Origin of the sequence: Ectothiorhodospira lacustris, assembly GCF_022227845.1 — a bacterium.
GTDB lineage: Bacteria > Pseudomonadota > Gammaproteobacteria > Ectothiorhodospirales > Ectothiorhodospiraceae > Ectothiorhodospira > Ectothiorhodospira lacustris.
In genome coordinates, this window is the sequence record NZ_JAJNQN010000004.1 from 114,117 (window position 1) to 130,799 (window position 16,683).

The following is a 16,683-nucleotide window of genomic DNA, read 5'->3' on the forward strand; positions in this document are numbered from 1 at the left end:
CCGGTATCTCCCGGTGGACAGGTGCGAGGAGAGAATCATGAGCAGAATGTCGAAATCACTCTTGACGACCACCACGGTCTGCGCCGTGGGACTGGCCACGCCCTTGACCCTGGCCGCGCAGGAGGGATCAAGCCAGATTGTCAGAAAGGAGATCCGGGCCGGGGTCGGTTATCTGAGCGAGGACTCCTTCCGGCTGGGACGCTTTACCGGCGTCGACCAGGCCGGGGTGTTTCTGGATCTGGGATTCCTGCTGCGCGGCCTGGATCCCCATGACGGAGATACCACCCGCTACTGGCGACTGGAAGGCCGCAACCTCGGACTGGATTCCCGCAGCCTGAAATTGGATGCCGGTGAGCGGGGGCATTACAGCACCTTCCTGTATTACCAGGAAATGCCCAGCTACCAGTACCGGGACGTGGGTACGCCCTACCGTGGGACCGGCTCGGGAAATCTGAGCCTGCCAGCGGCGGGCGGGGCGGCGACTGCCGATGAGTTTCTGCGCGAAGTGGATCTGGGTGTGAAGCGCGAGCGCCTGAGCGCGGGCGGGCGGGTCAACCTGGATACCCGCTGGCGGGCCAGTACGGCGGTGCATTACGACCGCAAGGATGGCCTCATGGCCCGAGGCGTGAACAACGACTACTTCTGGGCCTTGCAACGTTCCGCCGTGGTGCCGGTGCCGGTGGATTACGAGACCACCCGTTTCGAGGCCGATGTCACCTACGACGGTGACCAGCTGCAGGGACGGCTGGGCTATCACGTGTCTGTCTTCTCCCAGCGGGATGGCCAGAGTCTGGATGTTCCCGATGCCACGGTGGCCAATTGGGACAATGCCCCGAGCCGTACGGTGGCCCTGGAGCCGGACAATCAGTTTCATCAGCTCACGGGTTCCATCGGTTACAGCTTTACCGAAAGCACCGCCCGGATAGGCGCCGATGTGGCCTTGGGCCGGATGACCCAGGATGAACGGTTCGTGGAGCAGTTCGACGGGCTGCCTTCATCTTTGGACGGGCAGATCAACACCACGCTGGTAAATCTTCGGGCCAGCGGCCGCCCCCACGAGCGGCTGAACCTGCGTGCGGGTTACCGCTACGACGATCGTGACAACCGCACTTCCGCCTATGACGTGGAACACAATGGACGGACATGGTCTTCACGTCCGGTCAGTTCCACCCAGAACCGCTACCACGTGGATGCCAGCTACCGACTGCAGGATCGGACCTACCTGAATCTGGGGGTGGTCAGGGACGAGCGGGAGCGGACCTACGATGACAGGGAACGCACGGATGAAACCGCCTACAAGGCCGGCATTCGCACCCGGGCGATTCCACGCACCACCCTCAGTGCCGAATTTCAGTATGCCGAACAGCGGGGTTCCAACTGGGAACGGGATACCGCGCCGGAAACCCTGCGCAAGTATTACCTTGCGGACCGGGATCGCCACAGCATCACCCTGCTGGCCACCTTCCAGGCCAATGGGCGGCTGCAATTCACGCCGCGGGTGCAGTGGATCGACGATGACTATTCACGTTCCGAGTTGGGGCTGCAGTCCGCCGAGCGACAGATCTGGGCCATGGATGTCTCCTACGTGCCCACTGATCGGCTGACCGCGTTTGCCTTCTATGCCTACGAAAACGTCAAGGCGGACCAGGACGGTTTCCGGGCACCGACCCCGACCCGTCCCGGCGGCGAGTTCTGGCGTTCGCAGCGGGATGAGGATTCCTTCACTTTGGGCGTGGGCGGTGAATACGCGGTTCGCCCGGGCAAACTGACCCTGGGGACCGAACTGATTCATATCGAAAGCTCGGGCCGTGCCCGGGTGAGATCCGAACTTGGGAACGGCGTCTATCCCAGCCTGGAATCACGCCTGACCCAGTTCAGCCTGTACGGCGATTACCGGCTGCGTCAGAACCTGGATTTCCGCCTGCGTTACATGGTGGAGCGTTATGAGGAAAAGGACTGGGGTCTGGATAACGTGGGGGTGACCGGTGTCGGCAACCTCATCCTGCTGGATCAGGATAGCCCCGACTACACATCACACCTGATTGCCGGCACGTTGCGCTATCGGTTCTAGATACTGCTTTTATAACAACGAGTTCAATGGGTTGGGCGATATGGATGAGCGATCTCCGGCCTGTTGCCGGAATGGCTGCGAGCGTCCACGGCGAATCAACCTGGAGGTGGGGAGCATGGCACGAATCAGACGATCGAGAATGGAACAGTTCACCGGTGGGGGGGCTTCACCACCGCCCGCTATCAGTGAGGCGGGACAGACTCAGGGTCATGGCCGCATGAATGCCGTCGTGAGGAACGGCATGCATGGGGCCATGATCATCCTGCTGGCCCTGGTGCTTGCAGGCTGCCTGGCCAGTGATAGCGGATTCGACGAGACCACCACCGGCGGCGGAGGCGGTGGCCTGCCGGCACTGCCCGATGAACCGGCGGCCGGACCGGGTCTCCAGATCACCAGTGCAGATGTCATTAATGGCCATCCAGTCGTGGAATTCACACTACTGGATGGGCGAGGTGTCCCCATCACGAACCTGTCCGCGGCCAGTTTTACCTTCGCCAAGCTGGCCCCCAGAAGCCGATATGGCCAGGGTTATGACTGGGTGAACTACATTACCCGGGAGCGTCCCGTGGCCGATTCCGGCTGGATGCCGGCCGTCTCGGAGAACAACCCCACCGGGGCGCCCATGTTCGGCAATGCCATTCAGGGGAATATCGAGAACAACGGTACCCTGGAAAACCTGGGCAACGGCGAGTATCGCTACACCTACAACCTCAACGTAAACCAAGCCAGCCGGACCATCACCGGTGATAACGTGGGTCAGCTGTGGCGCTGTGTGGAGGATGCCTCCCATGGTAGCCATGAATTCTCCGATCGCCCTCAGGCAGAGGCTGAGTTGGGTGAGGCCGTCCGCTGCACCTGGGCGGACGGTACCACGCTGCCCCGGGGGGTTCGCATCGAGGGCAGTGGTGACACACTGACCTACACCGTGGAATACAACGAGGACTGGACCCACCGGGTGGGCATGCAACTGGGGGGTGGCCTGGTGGCCAACGCCTGGTATGACTTCATCCCGGCCACCGGCGATCGTCCCACCCATGGGGTGGACGCCACCCGGGACATGATCTCTCTTGATAGCTGCAACACCTGCCACGACGGCACCCTGCGCAAACATGGCGGCAACCGGGTGGAGCCCCAGTACTGCGTCACCTGCCACAACCCGGGCAGCGTGGACCCGGTCAGCGGCCGCAGCATCGACTTCAAGCAGATGGTGCATAAGATTCACCGGGGACAGTCATTGCCCAGCGTGCGCGCCGGCGTGCCCTATTTCATCCGCAACAACGACTTCAGCAAGCTGCGATTCCCGCAGGCCGTGCATGACAACGGCAACATCGGTCATGTGGGCAACTATGCCTCCCATGGCGTCCTGCCGAACGGGGATCCGATTCCGCGCCAGGCCTCCTTCGGCGTCGACAACTGCGTGAAGTGCCACATCGGTCAGGAGACCCGCGACGAGCTGGTGCTGATCGCCGGTAGCGAGGATGTGCTGGCCCGGCAGAAACTGGCCAGGGTGACGCCGGACGGTGATAACTGGTGGGGGCCTACCCGTACCGTCGAGGCCTGTTCCGCCTGCCACGACAACGTGTTCTGGTACAACTTCTCCGATGCCGACGTGGCTTTGCCGGGGGGCGTTCATCCGGACGAGACCCTGCCGGCCCGGCTGGCCGAGCGTTTTGGGGCCTCAACCGCCGGACCCAGGGGGGACTGGCGCAGCGGCCACCGGTTTGGTTTCAATCCGGATACTGGCTTGTGGGGTTCGGGCGACAATACTAGCGCCACCATTGCTGGCGCCATAGGGAGTAACCTGTTCGTCAGCGGCCAGGCCTGCGGCGGCTGTCATAACCAGAGTCCTGCCGGCGATGCCGCCAACATCGGGCTGCGGGGGATCGAGCAGAACGGCAACAACCGGGTTCGCGTGACCCGGGCCCACCTGAGCTTCACCCGGGCGGGCATTCGCCAGGACCAGCTCCGGATCGAACTGGAACCGGCCACCCTGGATCCGGCCGCCGAATCCGTGACCTTCCGCCTGCGGGTGCGGGATGACGCCAAGAGCGTGTACCTGCGACACGACGTCGATGCCACCTTCTCCCTCGGCTTCGTCATGGGCTGGCGCGAGGAGGGCTTTGCCGACTTCACCCATTCCAGCGACATCAACAATAACTGGCCGGGCCGTACCACGGACTTTGGATGTAATGCCGATTGCTGGACCAGCGGCGCAGGCAACAATATTGCCATTAGCGGTCCTTCCGGCAGCGGCTACTACACGGTGACCCTGGACGTATCCTCCATCATCGACACCATGCCCGAAAACGGTACCGGCTCTATTGCGGTGCAGCATCAGGTGGTGCCCAAGGATGCCCTGGGTACGGTGGAGAGCGTCTGGGATGACAGCCGTACGCCCGTCGTCAACGCCCTGCATCGGGTGACCACCTTTGGCATCGGCAATACCGTCCCGACGCCTCGGCGCCAAGTGGTGGACGTGGAAGAGACCTGCCGGTCCTGCCATATCCGCTTTGCCAAGCATGGCGGCAACCGCCGCAACAACCCGGAGCTGTGCGTCCATTGTCACAACCCCAACAATACGGATATTTCCAATCAATTCGGGATGCCACGTCGCGGCCTGGAAGGGCAGTTCGATGGCAAGTTTGAAGAGTCCAAGGACTTCAAGCGCATGATCCATCACATCCACCGGGCCAAGATGGGGGCGGATGGCATCCAGCTGCGTGCCCTGGTGTTCGGCGGTCCGGCGCCTCAGGGAGATGAGGATGGACAGTGGGACAACGCCCATCACTTCCCGGGCAGTATTGCCAACTGCAATACCTGCCACGTCAACGACAGCTACAAATTGCCGCTGGCACCAGGCGTGATCGGTTCCACCCACCGCAGCTTTGACTGGGAGACCGGCAACTTCACCAATGCCGGCACGGTGGCCTTCGGTGCCGACAACGGGCTGGACAACCTGGAGCAGCATCAGAAGTTCAGCCCGATCGCCTCGGTCTGCACCTCCTGCCACACCAATCCGGACTGGTTCGAGAACCATATCCGGCCCAGAGGCGGTTCCATGTCCGCCGGCATCGACAACCTGGATCCGGGTGGTGAAAACTGCCTGACCTGCCACGGTCCGGGCGGTGATGCGGACATCAGCCAGGTCCACGACATCCGGCCCCGGTGATGCAGTACCCGGGGGGCTGAAAGCCCCCCGGTCATGACGGATGTTCGTCCTTTTGACCCCTCCCCGTGATCTTTTCAGGGCGGGGTTTTTTTGTGCCTGTTTACTCGGCCGTAAAGACCCTGAAACTTGACAGTCATTTTATTTGTGGTTATATGTCCATCACGTTTGACAATAATCAAAGGCCGAAAGAGTACCGGGCCATGTACCCGGCGCCTTGAGGAACGGCCTGCATCCGACCTGGGGCGAGGAGAGAAGAGTGGATACCATGAGTGGCAATGTCATTCTGATCGGCTGGGACTGTAGTTCTCAAGGCAAGGCAGTGGAACGGCTTCTCAAGACCCAGGGGCTGGCTTGTGAGCATCGATCGACTCAGGAGGTGGTCAGTCCCATGAGCGAGCCGGCGGCGGTTTTGCTGGTGCGGGAAAGCGGTACCCAAGCCCCGCGGCTGCCGGTGTTGCAGGCCCTGCATGACAGCGGCAATACCCGGTCGGTGATCCTGGTGGGGGACCGTCTGTTACCGGAGCAGGTGGTGCAGGCCACCCGGATGGGGGCGCTGGATGTGTTGCCCGAGCCCCTGGATACCGATCGGCTGCTGTCCGCCCTGCAGCAGGCCCGCCTCAGCAGCCTGAGCACCCATGTGGACGAAGTCATCCGGGAAGACTGCCCCTCCATTCTTGGTTCCTCCCCCAAGATGGTCGAGGTCTTCAAGCAGCTGGGGGTGGCGGCCTCCAATGATCTCAATGTCCTGCTCACCGGCGAGACCGGGGTGGGGAAGGAGGTCTCCGCCTACTGCATTCATCGCCATTCCTCCCGGGCCGGCGGCCCTTATATGGCCATCAACTGCACCGCCATTCCCGAGGGGTTGCTGGAGGCGGAACTGTTCGGCCATGCTCGGGGGGCGTACACCAATGCGGTCAATGAAGGCGTCGGCAAGATCGAGGCGGCGGAAGGCGGCACCTTGCTGCTGGACGAGATCGGCGACATGTCGCCCACCTTCCAGGCCAAGCTGCTGCGCTTTCTGGAAGACAAGCATTTTCATCGGCTGGGGGATGCGTCCGCCCGTTCCGCGGACGTGCGCATCATCGCCGCCACCAACCGGGATCTGTCGGCCGAGGTGGAGTCGGGACGGTTCCGGCGGGATCTGTATTACCGCCTGGCCCAGTTCCCCATCAGCATCCCTCCGCTGCGCGAGCGGCCGGATGACGTCCGTTCCCTGGTGCGTGCCTTCGTGGCGGAGGCCAATCTGCGCCTGGGCCTCAAGATCACCGAGGTCTCGGAAGAGGCGGAGGCGGCCGCTCTGGATTATCACTGGCCCGGGAATGTGCGGGAACTGAAGAATCTGGTCTATCAGGCCGCGGTACGTGCCCGCGTCGGGAGCATCACCGGGTTTCCCTTTGCCGTCGAGACTGAGACCGAATGCCCTGCCGGTCGCGAGTGCAGATCGGGCGGTGGGCTGGAGTCACTGGTGCAGCGGGCGGTGGCCGGGGGGCGGGTGCGGCACCTGCTGGAGGAGTTCGAGGCCCTGACCCTGCGCAGTCTGTTGGAGGCCTTCGGGGGCAACCGCAGCCGGATCTCGGAGGAACTGGGGATCTCCCGCAATACCCTCAGGGCGAAACTCAAGGTCCACGGGCTTTAATCCAGCAGTTCCAGACCTCGTGTCCGCCAGTTCACCACCGCTGTGTGGGGCACCATGCGGCGGGCCAGGTCCGGGAAATCCTTGCGAATCACCTCCCGGGCAAAATCCGTCAGAAAACGGGATTCCAGCATGGCCCGCGCCCGGTCCGGACCGATGTCCTCATAGGGGGCCGAGGTCAGCAGCATGAAGCCGTCATCGGGTATCCGGCCCGCAGCCATGTTGTCCTCAATGATCCCTGCGGCCTTGTGGACGGGGGTGGACAGGTCCGGGCTGTAGGGACCGATGATCAGGGCCGTATTGGGCACATGGAGGAAGTCAAAGCCCCGGCCGACGCAGATGGCCCATTCCCGATGCTGGATGTCCAACTCCCGGGCCACGCCCCGCAAGGACTGCACGTGGGCCAGGTTGCCCTCCAGCAGCGGCAGCAGATCCCGCCGCACTTCCGCCGGCATGTCAGGACAGACAGGCATCAGAAGACCTTCCAGATCCGCGGCATTTCCCGTTTCCAGTTGGCTGATATCCAGCACCTCGTCCCGGTCCCCATGGATGATCAGGGCATCGGTGTCGGTCTCGAAGCCGCAGACCAGTGGGTACACCTGCTGCCGGTCACGGCCGAACAGGGCCTCTGCCTGCGCACGGATCTGGCGGGTATGGGCGATGGCTGCCCCGGTGTCGTAGTCGAACCCGGCGCAGCCGCGGGAACAGGCGCCCTTGGACAGGTGATAGGTGATCATCAGCAGCACTCGATGCCCGGCGGAGGCGGCATCCTGCGCCATCTCGGCGATCAGCTTGCCCAGAAAGGGCCAGCCCAGATCAAAGCGTCCGCCCAGGTTGCGGAAAGGGCGGATGATTCCCAGCGGGGTGCAGGTGGCATGGGGGATATGGATACGCCCGTCCATGCACTTGAGCACGGCGATGCGGGTGGAATGCCGGGCCAGATAGCGATCCCGGGCCAGGCTGGCGGCCGGGCTACAGAACAGCTCCGAATGTTTGCGGGACAGGTTGATCAGCCACTGGATGCGTGCCTCGATGGGGTAGGTGTGCACCTGCATGCTCTGGGTCGCCGGTCTTGATTTTGCGCATGATAGCACCGGCGGCGCCAGGGTTCTTGACCCAAGGACGCAACGGCCGGGGCTGCCGCTGTCATGCCGGCGACGGTGAGGTTCAGGAGGACGAAGCGGGCAGACGCAGGGCCGCATGGGTTCGATCCAGCGAGGCCTTGATCTCGGCCTCTCGTTCCACGGCAAAGGCCAGGAAGGCCCGTGAGATCAGGGACAGGTCCCGCCCCCTGGGGTGGACCAGGTACCAGGCACGCTGAATGGGGAATCCTGCTACGTCCAGCATGATCAGCCGTCCGGCACCGCCGTCCAGGTTCAGAGAATGCAGGGACAGGGCGGAGATCCCCAGACCGGCGATGATGGCGTGCTTGATGGCCTCGTTGCTGCCCAGTTCCATGCGCACATTGGGCTTGAGGCCGTGCTTGCCGAACAGGCGGGTCACCGCATCACGGATGCCTGAACCGGGCTCGCGCAGGATGAAGCGCTCCTCAATGATTCGCTCCAACGGGATGTTCTTCACGCCCGCGAGGGGGTGGTCGGCGCGGGCGACGATGATCAGGGGGTTGGGGGCCAGATAGGTGGATTCCACGGACATGCCGATGGTGTCCGGTTCACCGAAGATATACAGGTCATCTTCGTGGTTGAGCATCCGCTCGATGATGCGGTCCCGGTTGCTGACCTTGAGTGAGACATCAATGCCGGGGTAGGCCTCGCAGAAGGCCCCCAGGATTTCGGGGGCGAAATATTTAGCCGTGGTGATGACCCCCAGGCGGAACCGGCCCCGCTTGAGGCCCTTGAGATCCGCCAGCCGTATTTCCAGATCCGCCAGGGTATCCAGGATGACCTTGACTGCCTGGTAGACTTCCCGCCCTGCCTCGGTGGGTTCCACATTGCGGCCCGAGGGCATGAACAGGGGGGCACCCACGGTCTCCGAGAGTTTCTTGATCTGCATGGACACGGTGGGCTGGGTCAGGAACAGCTCTTCCGCGGCCCGAGTGAAGCTGCCCAGACGGACAATGGCCTCCAGGATCTGCAACTGCCGCAGGCTGGCATGACGGATGAACCGGTTGGGCATGTCCGGCTGACGCGCTTCATCCTGGGGTCCCGCATCTTCCGTGTCGTTGTCGTGTCGCTCGTCCATGGCGTCGACTCAGTCGGGCCAGACCCGGCGGCCCGGAAGGTAGCCGGTGTCGGCCGTCTGCGTCTGATTCTTGCGGGGCGCCGGGGCGGCGGGTTTGCCGGACGCGGTCGGGCTCCGGCGGCGCCGGGCCGCGGTCTGCTCGGGGTTGCCTTGCGCCGCGGACGTGTGGGTGTCTTCCGGTTTGGGTGGAGTCACAGGGGCGGATGAGGCGGGCGGTGACGGTTCCCCCTCGCGCTTGGGGGGTGACTGCTCGTGCTTGGGCTCGGTCATGGGTGCACCTCGGCGGTGTCCGTGGGCTGGAAGGTATCCAGGGCGTCGACGAAACGGCGTTGTTCGTCGCTCAGTTCGGTGGCATTGTCGTCCGCATGCAGGGTGATGTTGACATAGGTGCGGCCGAAACTGATATCGGGGTACACCCCCATCTGTTCCGACAGCGCCCCGGCCTGTTCCAGAAAACAGCGGGTGGCTTCGTAATCCGGAAAGGCCAGGCGGCGTTCCAGTCGCAAGGGGCGTTCACGGCGGGTCCAGTCGGGATGCATGCGCGGATCTCCAGGGGTGAGCCGGTCGGCGTGGCGCAAGTCGGGCCGAGGCCGCCGGCAGGCCCCAGGCCTCCACCTGCGAGGCCTGGGTCATGTGTGCTGCCGAACCGTCGAAAATTCCAGGCTCAGGGCGCGACCGAGAACGCCGGCTACCATCGTCAGGCGGCGTCACCGCCGGTCTTGCCCAGGATCGGCTCCACCTCCCGGTGGGGGCGGGCGATGATGTGGGCGGCCACCAGACCATCACCCACCCGCTCGCAGGCATCGGCGCCGGCCCGCACGGCGGCGTTCACCGCCCCGGTCTCGCCGCGCACCAGCACGGTCACATAGCCGCCGCCCACGAACTCCCGTCCGATCAGCCGCACTTCGGCGGCCTTGGTCATGGCGTCCGCCGCCTCGATGGCGGGCACCAGGCCTCGGGTCTCGATCATCCCAAGGGCGATACCGTAATTGTCATTGGCCATCTTCTTTTCTCCGATCATTCACTTTCTTGAATGTGTATTCATCCCGGTTGCCGGGCCGGGTCATTCGGTGCCAGGGCCGCCCACGGGCAGGATGGGTTCCACTTCCCGGTGGGGGCGGGCGATGATGTGAGCGGCCACCAGGCCGTCACCCACCCGCTCGCAGGCATCGGCGCCGGCCCGCACGGCGGCGTTCACCGCGCCCGTCTCGCCGCGCACCAGCACGGTCACATAACCGCCGCCCACGAACTCCCGCCCGATCAGCCGCACTTCGGCGGCCTTGGTCATGGCATCGGCCGCCTCAATGGCGGGGACCAGGCCGCGGGTCTCGATCATCCCCAGGGCAATGCCGTATTTGTCGCCACTCATGATGTCTCTCCTGTGTTGTTTCGGATCATCGTTGTCAAAATCCCCGTCATGCCGGTTCCCACTGGTCAATCACCCCGCCCACGGTCAGGTCGGTGAGGATGTCCGCGTTGCCCATGGCATACCGGGCCGCGGAGCCGCTGACCAGGAACACCCAGTCACCCGGGCGAGCCCCCACCGGATCGGTGGCCACGGCTTGGTGGCCCTGGGGGTCCTGCACCAGACGCAGATCCACATGGGCTAGCCCCGGGATGCGCTGGGTGCAGACCAGCGAACCCACCACCTGTCGGACCTCCATCAGCCGTGCTCCCCGGGACCGATGGCACCCGTCTCGGATTCCGGCGGCCAGCGGTCGATGATGCCGACGATGGTCAGATCACTGGGGAATTCCTTGCTGCCAGCGGCCTCCCGGGCCGCCGAACTGCCCACGCAGATCACCCAGTCGCCGGGGATGCAGCCCACGGAGTCCACCGCCACCTGACGGGAGCTGCCGTCGCGCACCACCAGCAGATGCTTGTGTTCAAAGCCGGGTATCCGGTTGGTGGATACCAGGGGGCGTTCCACCTGACAGATCTTCATCGGTGTCCTCCTTGTCCGGTCGGGTCCAGGGACGAGGCCACCCGTTCCAGACCGGCGCGGGTGTCACAGTCCCGCACCACCAGCAGTCGGTGCAGCAGGCCGTCGCGAACCTGGGGAGCGAAGCGTTCGGTCATGGCCCGGTCCACCTGTCGGCAGCGGGTGATGGCCCGTTCCCGGGCACCGGGTACCTGACCGTGGTAGTCGAAGCGGATCACCACCGGAATGGGTCTGCCATGGGGGTGATTGAGTCCGCCCAGGATGCGGCAGCCCACATCCAGGTCGGCGGCACCTTCCTCCACCGTGCGCAGGCAGGCGAAGAAGGTAAGGTTGCGCAACTGGATTTCCTCGAAGCCGACGCCCACACCCATGAAACGCTCCGCATGGCCCTGATCCGGGTAGGCACCACCGTGACGGCGTCTCACGTAGTCCAACTGGGACAGATTGTGTTCCACCAGCTGAGCGATCAGTTTCACCATGCCCTCGTCGGGGGCGGCGGGGGCGTGCCGACGAACCTGCTCCAGGATGTACCCGCGGGCGGCCTCCGGCGTCATGGACAGGGTTTGATGGTATATGTCTCCGGTGTCCAGACTCAGTTGCAGATCCATGTGCCCCTGGGCATCGGGGACGTGGATGCGTAGGGCATCGGTATCCGTATCCAGACCCATGAGCAGCAGGGCGACGGAGGCGCCGCAGCAGAATCCGTTTTCCACTGCCTGGCGGAAGGCCAGCAGGCGCTCCAGGCCGGCTCCGGCCGCCGCCGTATCGTCGGAGCCGTGGGCGGCGCAGCCCTCGTGGGACGGGTGACGGGAGCTGAAGTGATAGATCACCGTCTTCAGATAGCGGGTGGGGGCGTCAGCAGTGTTGGGGGTCCCGGCCCGATAGCGGGCATGCTCCACCTCCACCCATTTGCTCACCGTGTCCTCCACATCGAACAGGGCGCCGGCGGATGAACGCCGTCTGACTGCGCCGAAGGGCAGGCGCAGCACATAGCTGATGGCATGGGCCAGACGTCCGTCGGCGCAGGGGGTGACATCCATCAGATGAAAACCACAGCTCTGCAGGAAGGCATTGAAGGCCCGGGTGTCGTGGCCCTTGAGCGGGTCGTGGGCAAAGAAGCCGTCGGCCATGCGGCAATAGGTCTCGAACAGGCAGGCGGCATGGAGCCGTGACATATCCAGCCCCTTGATCCAGGCATCTTCCAGCAGGTGTTCCGGTAGCCGGATGCCCAGGGTCTGTTCCGCCAGGGCCTGTGCCTTGGCAATGAAACCCTTCTCCCGCCGCAGGCCGGTCAGTTCCCGTAGCAACGGCAGGATCCGGTCAAAGGATGACTTCACCGCCGTCTCGTAGGCCTGGAGTCGGTGGTTGGCGGCCTTGTCGGTGAGCGGATGCAGCGGGGGCTGGCCGTTGTGCGCCGGGGGCGTGATCCGGTGCACATGTCCGGGATGACTTTCCTGCCCCTGTACCGGTTCGGGCCGGTGAAACGTCTGGACTGCCGGTGTGTGCGGAGCGGGTGCCCTGCCACGGCCACGACTGTGTACCGTCGGGGCGGTGGCCCAGATCAGGCTGTCACGGTGTGAGCGGCGGCGGGTGAGCATGGTGTGTCGGTCTCTGGCGCTTGTCAGGTCGGTGAATGAACAATGGCTTGGTTCGGTCAGCCCCGGGCACCGCCCGAGTAGGTGACCAGTGATCCCTTTTCCGTGCTGCCGCTGCTGCCGGTGACGCGGCTGACCGGGGGCGGCACATCCTCGTTACGCTTGTGGGCCACGGCCGGCATGGCACCCATGGGGCCGAGGCGAGTGGGATTGCGGCGGCGGGCTGAACTGCCCTCGGTGCCGGTCACCCGCTCGCCCCGTTCCCAGTCATCACCGGTGATTTTTCGGCCGCTGGACTGGCCCTCACCGGTGATGCGGGTCCGGCGGGGTGTCTCCGGCTGGGGGTCAAAGTCGGCCGGCGGGGTATCCGGGATCGGGGCCTGGGGATCCAGCGGCACGGCAGGCAGCCGTTCCGGGCGGACCTGTTCGGTACCGGTGACTTTGTCCGCCGCCATGTCGAAGGGGCCGGTGATCCGACCACCCCGCTGCTCATAGCGGGTACCCGTCACCCCCACAGTGCGTTGTCCACGCGCGACCTGCCGGGCCGGGGAGGCGATGCTGAATTCTCCCCGCGGGGTTGCCTCCAGGGGTTGGGGTAAGTCCGGCCGGCCGGGTTGAGCGGCGAGGCTGGTGCGTGCTTCGATCCGTGCCTGTGCCGCGGGGGGGCAGTAGGCGGCAAACTCTTCCGGCCCGGCGTAGGGTGTGCCGGTCACGGCCTGGCAGGTGCCTGGTTCATCGCCGGTCACCTGATGGGAGCGGCCAGGCAGGCTGCCGGAGAGGGTGTGTCCCCGGGCGGTGGTGCCGTGGCTGACCTTGGGGGGTTGGGTCGGCCCCGGCGGCGGGGTATCGCAGAACTGCTCGTACTGCCCCTGCCCCACGTATTCGTTCCCGGTCACCCGGCGGCAGGTGCCCGGCTCGTTACCCGTCACCCGGGCACCCCGGCCCAGTTCGTTGCCGGTCACCCGGCTGCCCTGGCCGGTGCGGGTGACGTGAACTTTTTCCGGCTGGCTGGGCGGCGAGGTCTGGCAAAACTCGTGAAAGATCTCGGCGCCCAGGTATTCGGTGCCGGTGACCGCGAGGCAGGTGCCCCTGTCATCGCCGGTCATGCCCCGGCTGCGTCCTACCCGCGTCCCCGTCACCGCCTGACCGCCGGCAGTCTCGGACAGACCCACCTTCCAGGTCTGATCCTGCGCCGGCCCCGGACGACCGGGGCGGGTACGCCCGGCGGGAGTGGCGCGTCGGGTGCCCATGGCGCCACCCTGGCTCCGCTGGGCCCGTACACTGCGGGCCAGTTCCCGCCCGGACAGGCGAGGGTTGGCCTGACGGGCGAGGCTGGCCGCAGATGCCGGGGTACCGGCCGCTGATTTGCCTCTGGAAGACAGGGCTGCGCGCCGGGCCAGGGACTGCAGGCGGCCGGTGGGCTGGGTATTCGGGGCGGCGCGCCGGGGTGCCGGCCGGCGCCGGTCGCTCCCGGGACGGGACAGGGCGTGGCTGCGGGTCACGGTGCTGTCCTGTTTCTGAACGGTGGACTCGGTGTGATGGCCGCATTGTCCGCCGCACCGGCAGCCGGAAGCCTGCGGGTCCCACGCCGCGGCGTCGGGAGTGACGTTCGCGGGGGGGCGGCGGACCCGGTCGCTGGTGGTATCGGCCCGCTTGCCGGCCCGGGAGAGGGCGGCGCGGCGGGCCTGAGCCTGAGCGCGACCGGAAGACTCCGCGACCACGGGCCTGACGGCCGTGTTGCGCCGCCGGGGCGGGGTCGTCACCGTCACCGTTTGCGTGGCCGGGCGGGCGCGGGGGTCCGGCCGGCTGGAGACCGGCGCCGGTCGAGGTGTTGCCGCTCGGGTGGCGGCACCCGCGTTGCCCTTCCCCTGGCTGGAAAGTGCCTGGCGACGTGCCAGTGCCGCCTGGCGCCCGCTGGAACTGCTGGATACTGGATTAGCCATGGTCTCACCCCCGCTCGTGGTCCGCCTCTGTCCGCGATCAGCGCCGCCCTTCGAACACCACGAAGGACGCGCCCTGGCTCTGGGTGTAGTTGTCATAGCCCGTGAGTCGCACATGGTGATCCGGATAGGCCCGGTGGCACGCCTCCAACTCGGTTGCCACGTGGTCCAGGTTCACTTCACCGAAGAAGGGCAGTTTCCACATGGGCCAGTAGTGGTTCATGGCAAAGTCCGGATGTACATGTTCGATGCCCGGCGTCCAGCCCTGGGCAATGATGTAGGCGATCTGGTCAAAGACCTCTTCCTGGGTCAGCGGGGGCAGGAAACCGAAGGTTTCCAGGGTCTGGCGGGTCTGGTAATCACCCATGGTGTTCTGGAAAGGCATGTCTGCAGGTCCTCATGTTCGGAAAAGGGAATGATCCGGTCCGGGATGCCGGGGATCAGCCCGCGTCCAGCTTGTCCACGGTGTCGAATTCAAACTTGATCTCTTTCCATGTCTCCATGGCGATGGCCAGTTCGGGGCTGTGGCGGGCCGCGTCGGTGAGGATCTCGCGGGACTCCCGTTCCAGTTCCCGGCCTTCGTTGCGGGCCTTGACGCAGGCCTCCAGGGCCACCCGATTGGCGGCGGCGCCGGCGGCATTGCCCCAGGGATGGCCCTGGGTGCCGCCACCGAACTGCAGTACCGAGTCGTCGCCGAAGATGCTCACCAGGGCAGGCATGTGCCAGACATGGATGCCGCCGGAGGCGACGGCAAATACCCCGGGCATGGAACCCCAGTCCTGGTCGAAGAAGATCCCCCGGGAGCGGTCTTCGGGGATGAAGGATTCCCGCAGCAGATCCACATAGCCCAGGGTGGAGGCCCGATCACCTTCCAGCTTGCCCACCACGGTGCCGGTGTGCAGATGGTCGCCGCCGGAGAGGCGCAGGCACTTGGCCAGGACGCGGAAGTGGATGCCGTGCTTGGGATGCCGGTCGATCACCGCGTGCATGGCCCGGTGGATATGCAGCAGCATGCCGTTCTTGCGGCACCACTTAGCCAGGCCGGTATTGGCGCAAAAGCCGCCGGTGATGTAGTCGTGCATGATGATGGGTTGCCCCAGTTCCTTGGCGAACTCGGCCCGCTCGTACATTTGTTCCGGGTCCGGGGCGGTGACGTTAAGATAGTGGCCCTTGCGCTCACCGGTCTCCACCTGGGCGGCGGCCACCGCCTCGGCCACGAACTCGAAGCGGTTCTGCCAGCGCATGAAGGGCTGGGAGTTGACGTTCTCGTCGTCCTTGGTGAAGTCCAGGCCGCCGCGCAGGCATTCGTAGACGGCGCGGCCGTAGTTCTTGGCCGACAGTCCCAGCTTCGGCTTGATGGTGCAGCCCAGCAGGGGGCGACCGTACTTGTTGAGCTTGTCCCGTTCCACCTGGATGCCGCTGGGCGGCCCCATACAGGTTTTCACATAGGCCAGAGGGAAGCGGATGTCCTCCAGGCGCAGATGGCGCAAGGCCTTGAAGCCGAACACGTTGCCCACCAGGGAGGTGAGCACGTTAACGATGGACCCTTCCTCGAACAGGTCGATGGGATAGGCGATGAAGGCATAGAAGGATTCTTTGTCGCCGGGTACGTCCTCGATGCGGTAGGCGCGCCCCTTGTAGAACTCCAGGTCGGTGAGCAGTTCGGACCAGACGGTGCTCCAGGTCCCGGTGGAGGACTCGGCGGCCACGGCGGCGGCCACTTCCTCCCGCGGCACCCCCGGCTGTCCGGTGACCTTGAAACAGGCCAGCAGGTCGGAATCCAGAGGGACGTAGTCCGGGGTCCAGTACATCTCGCGGTACTCTTTCACACCCGCGTCGTAGGTCTTCACGCTCATGGTCATCAGCTCCTGTGGTCTGTGCCCCGCCTCTGACGGGAAGGCGACGTTTGCTCTATGGGAAAGCTACATGACCTGTGGGTATATCTATAAATCGATTGTTTCTATTTAATAGATCGACGGAAATCTATGTATGGGCAGGAAGGCCGTGACTACGCTTGATGATTGAGCGATGCGCGCTCCCGCTCCCGCTCCCGCTGTCATTCCCACGCACACTCTCACTGTCATTCCCGCGCCCTTTCCCACCGTCATTCCCGCGCCCCTTCCCACCGTCA

14 protein-coding genes are annotated in these 16,683 nt (G+C 65.0%); 3 read left to right on the forward strand and 11 right to left on the reverse strand.

Annotated elements, in window-relative coordinates; genetic code table 11:
- Nucleotides 1–46: 46 nt before the first annotated feature.
- From LQ956_RS04840 to LQ956_RS04850, 3 genes are all read left to right on the forward strand, one after another.
- Nucleotides 47–2,071, forward strand: a complete 2,025-nt coding sequence (locus LQ956_RS04840) for an MtrB/PioB family decaheme-associated outer membrane protein (RefSeq protein ID WP_238629602.1) — start codon at nt 47–49, stop codon at nt 2,069–2,071.
- A gap of 115 nt (nt 2,072–2,186) precedes the next feature.
- On the forward strand, nt 2,187–5,240 hold the full coding sequence (locus LQ956_RS04845) for an OmcA/MtrC family decaheme c-type cytochrome (RefSeq protein ID WP_238623347.1): 3,054 nt from the start codon (nt 2,187–2,189) through the stop codon (nt 5,238–5,240).
- 265 nt (nt 5,241–5,505) lie between these two features.
- A complete protein-coding gene (locus tag LQ956_RS04850) occupies nt 5,506–6,876 on the forward strand; it encodes a sigma-54-dependent transcriptional regulator (RefSeq protein WP_238623350.1) in 1,371 nt (456 codons plus the stop codon).
- Here the strand turns inward: LQ956_RS04850 and LQ956_RS04855 are convergent.
- From LQ956_RS04855 to LQ956_RS04905, 11 genes are all read right to left on the reverse strand, one after another.
- Nucleotides 6,873–7,928 (reverse strand): hypothetical protein, encoded by a 1,056-nt coding sequence (locus LQ956_RS04855; protein WP_238629601.1) that lies wholly within the window; start codon nt 7,926–7,928, stop codon nt 6,873–6,875. The two genes, LQ956_RS04850 and LQ956_RS04855, sit on opposite strands and share 4 nt — an antisense overlap.
- Before the next feature lie 112 nt (nt 7,929–8,040).
- Nucleotides 8,041–9,009 carry a LysR family transcriptional regulator gene (locus LQ956_RS04860; protein ID WP_238623349.1) on the reverse strand — a complete coding sequence of 323 codons (969 nt, stop codon included), beginning with the start codon at nt 9,007–9,009 and terminating at the stop codon, nt 8,041–8,043.
- A gap of 332 nt (nt 9,010–9,341) precedes the next feature.
- Nucleotides 9,342–9,614 (reverse strand): 4a-hydroxytetrahydrobiopterin dehydratase, encoded by a 273-nt coding sequence (locus tag LQ956_RS04865; protein ID WP_238623345.1) that lies wholly within the window; start codon nt 9,612–9,614, stop codon nt 9,342–9,344.
- Between the two features lie 158 nt (nt 9,615–9,772).
- Complete coding sequence (csoS1, locus tag LQ956_RS04870; RefSeq protein WP_238623344.1) at nt 9,773–10,078, reverse strand: alpha-carboxysome major shell protein CsoS1; 306 nt, start codon at nt 10,076–10,078, stop codon at nt 9,773–9,775.
- 60 nt (nt 10,079–10,138) lie between these two features.
- Nucleotides 10,139–10,444: an alpha-carboxysome major shell protein CsoS1 gene (gene csoS1 / locus LQ956_RS04875; protein WP_238629600.1), complete on the reverse strand. Its 306-nt coding sequence runs from the start codon at nt 10,442–10,444 to the stop codon at nt 10,139–10,141.
- Between the two features lie 46 nt (nt 10,445–10,490).
- Nucleotides 10,491–10,739 (reverse strand): carboxysome peptide B, encoded by a 249-nt coding sequence (locus LQ956_RS04880; RefSeq protein ID WP_238621022.1) that lies wholly within the window; start codon nt 10,737–10,739, stop codon nt 10,491–10,493.
- A complete protein-coding gene (csoS4, locus tag LQ956_RS04885) occupies nt 10,739–11,020 on the reverse strand; it encodes an alpha-carboxysome shell vertex protein CsoS4 (protein WP_238621023.1) in 282 nt (93 codons plus the stop codon). The genes LQ956_RS04880 and csoS4 overlap by 1 nt, the downstream gene beginning before the upstream one ends.
- Nucleotides 11,017–12,615 (reverse strand): carboxysome shell carbonic anhydrase, encoded by a 1,599-nt coding sequence (locus LQ956_RS04890; protein WP_238629599.1) that lies wholly within the window; start codon nt 12,613–12,615, stop codon nt 11,017–11,019. The genes csoS4 and LQ956_RS04890 overlap by 4 nt, the downstream gene beginning before the upstream one ends.
- A gap of 56 nt (nt 12,616–12,671) precedes the next feature.
- Nucleotides 12,672–14,555, reverse strand: coding sequence for a CsoS2 family carboxysome shell protein (locus LQ956_RS04895; protein WP_238629598.1), 1,884 nt, complete (start codon nt 14,553–14,555; stop codon nt 12,672–12,674).
- Between the two features lie 37 nt (nt 14,556–14,592).
- Nucleotides 14,593–14,937, reverse strand: a complete 345-nt coding sequence (locus tag LQ956_RS04900) for a ribulose bisphosphate carboxylase small subunit (protein WP_238621027.1) — start codon at nt 14,935–14,937, stop codon at nt 14,593–14,595.
- Between the two features lie 55 nt (nt 14,938–14,992).
- On the reverse strand, nt 14,993–16,408 hold the full coding sequence (locus LQ956_RS04905; RefSeq protein ID WP_238621029.1) for a form I ribulose bisphosphate carboxylase large subunit: 1,416 nt from the start codon (nt 16,406–16,408) through the stop codon (nt 14,993–14,995).
- Between the last annotated feature and the right edge of the window lie 275 nt (nt 16,409–16,683).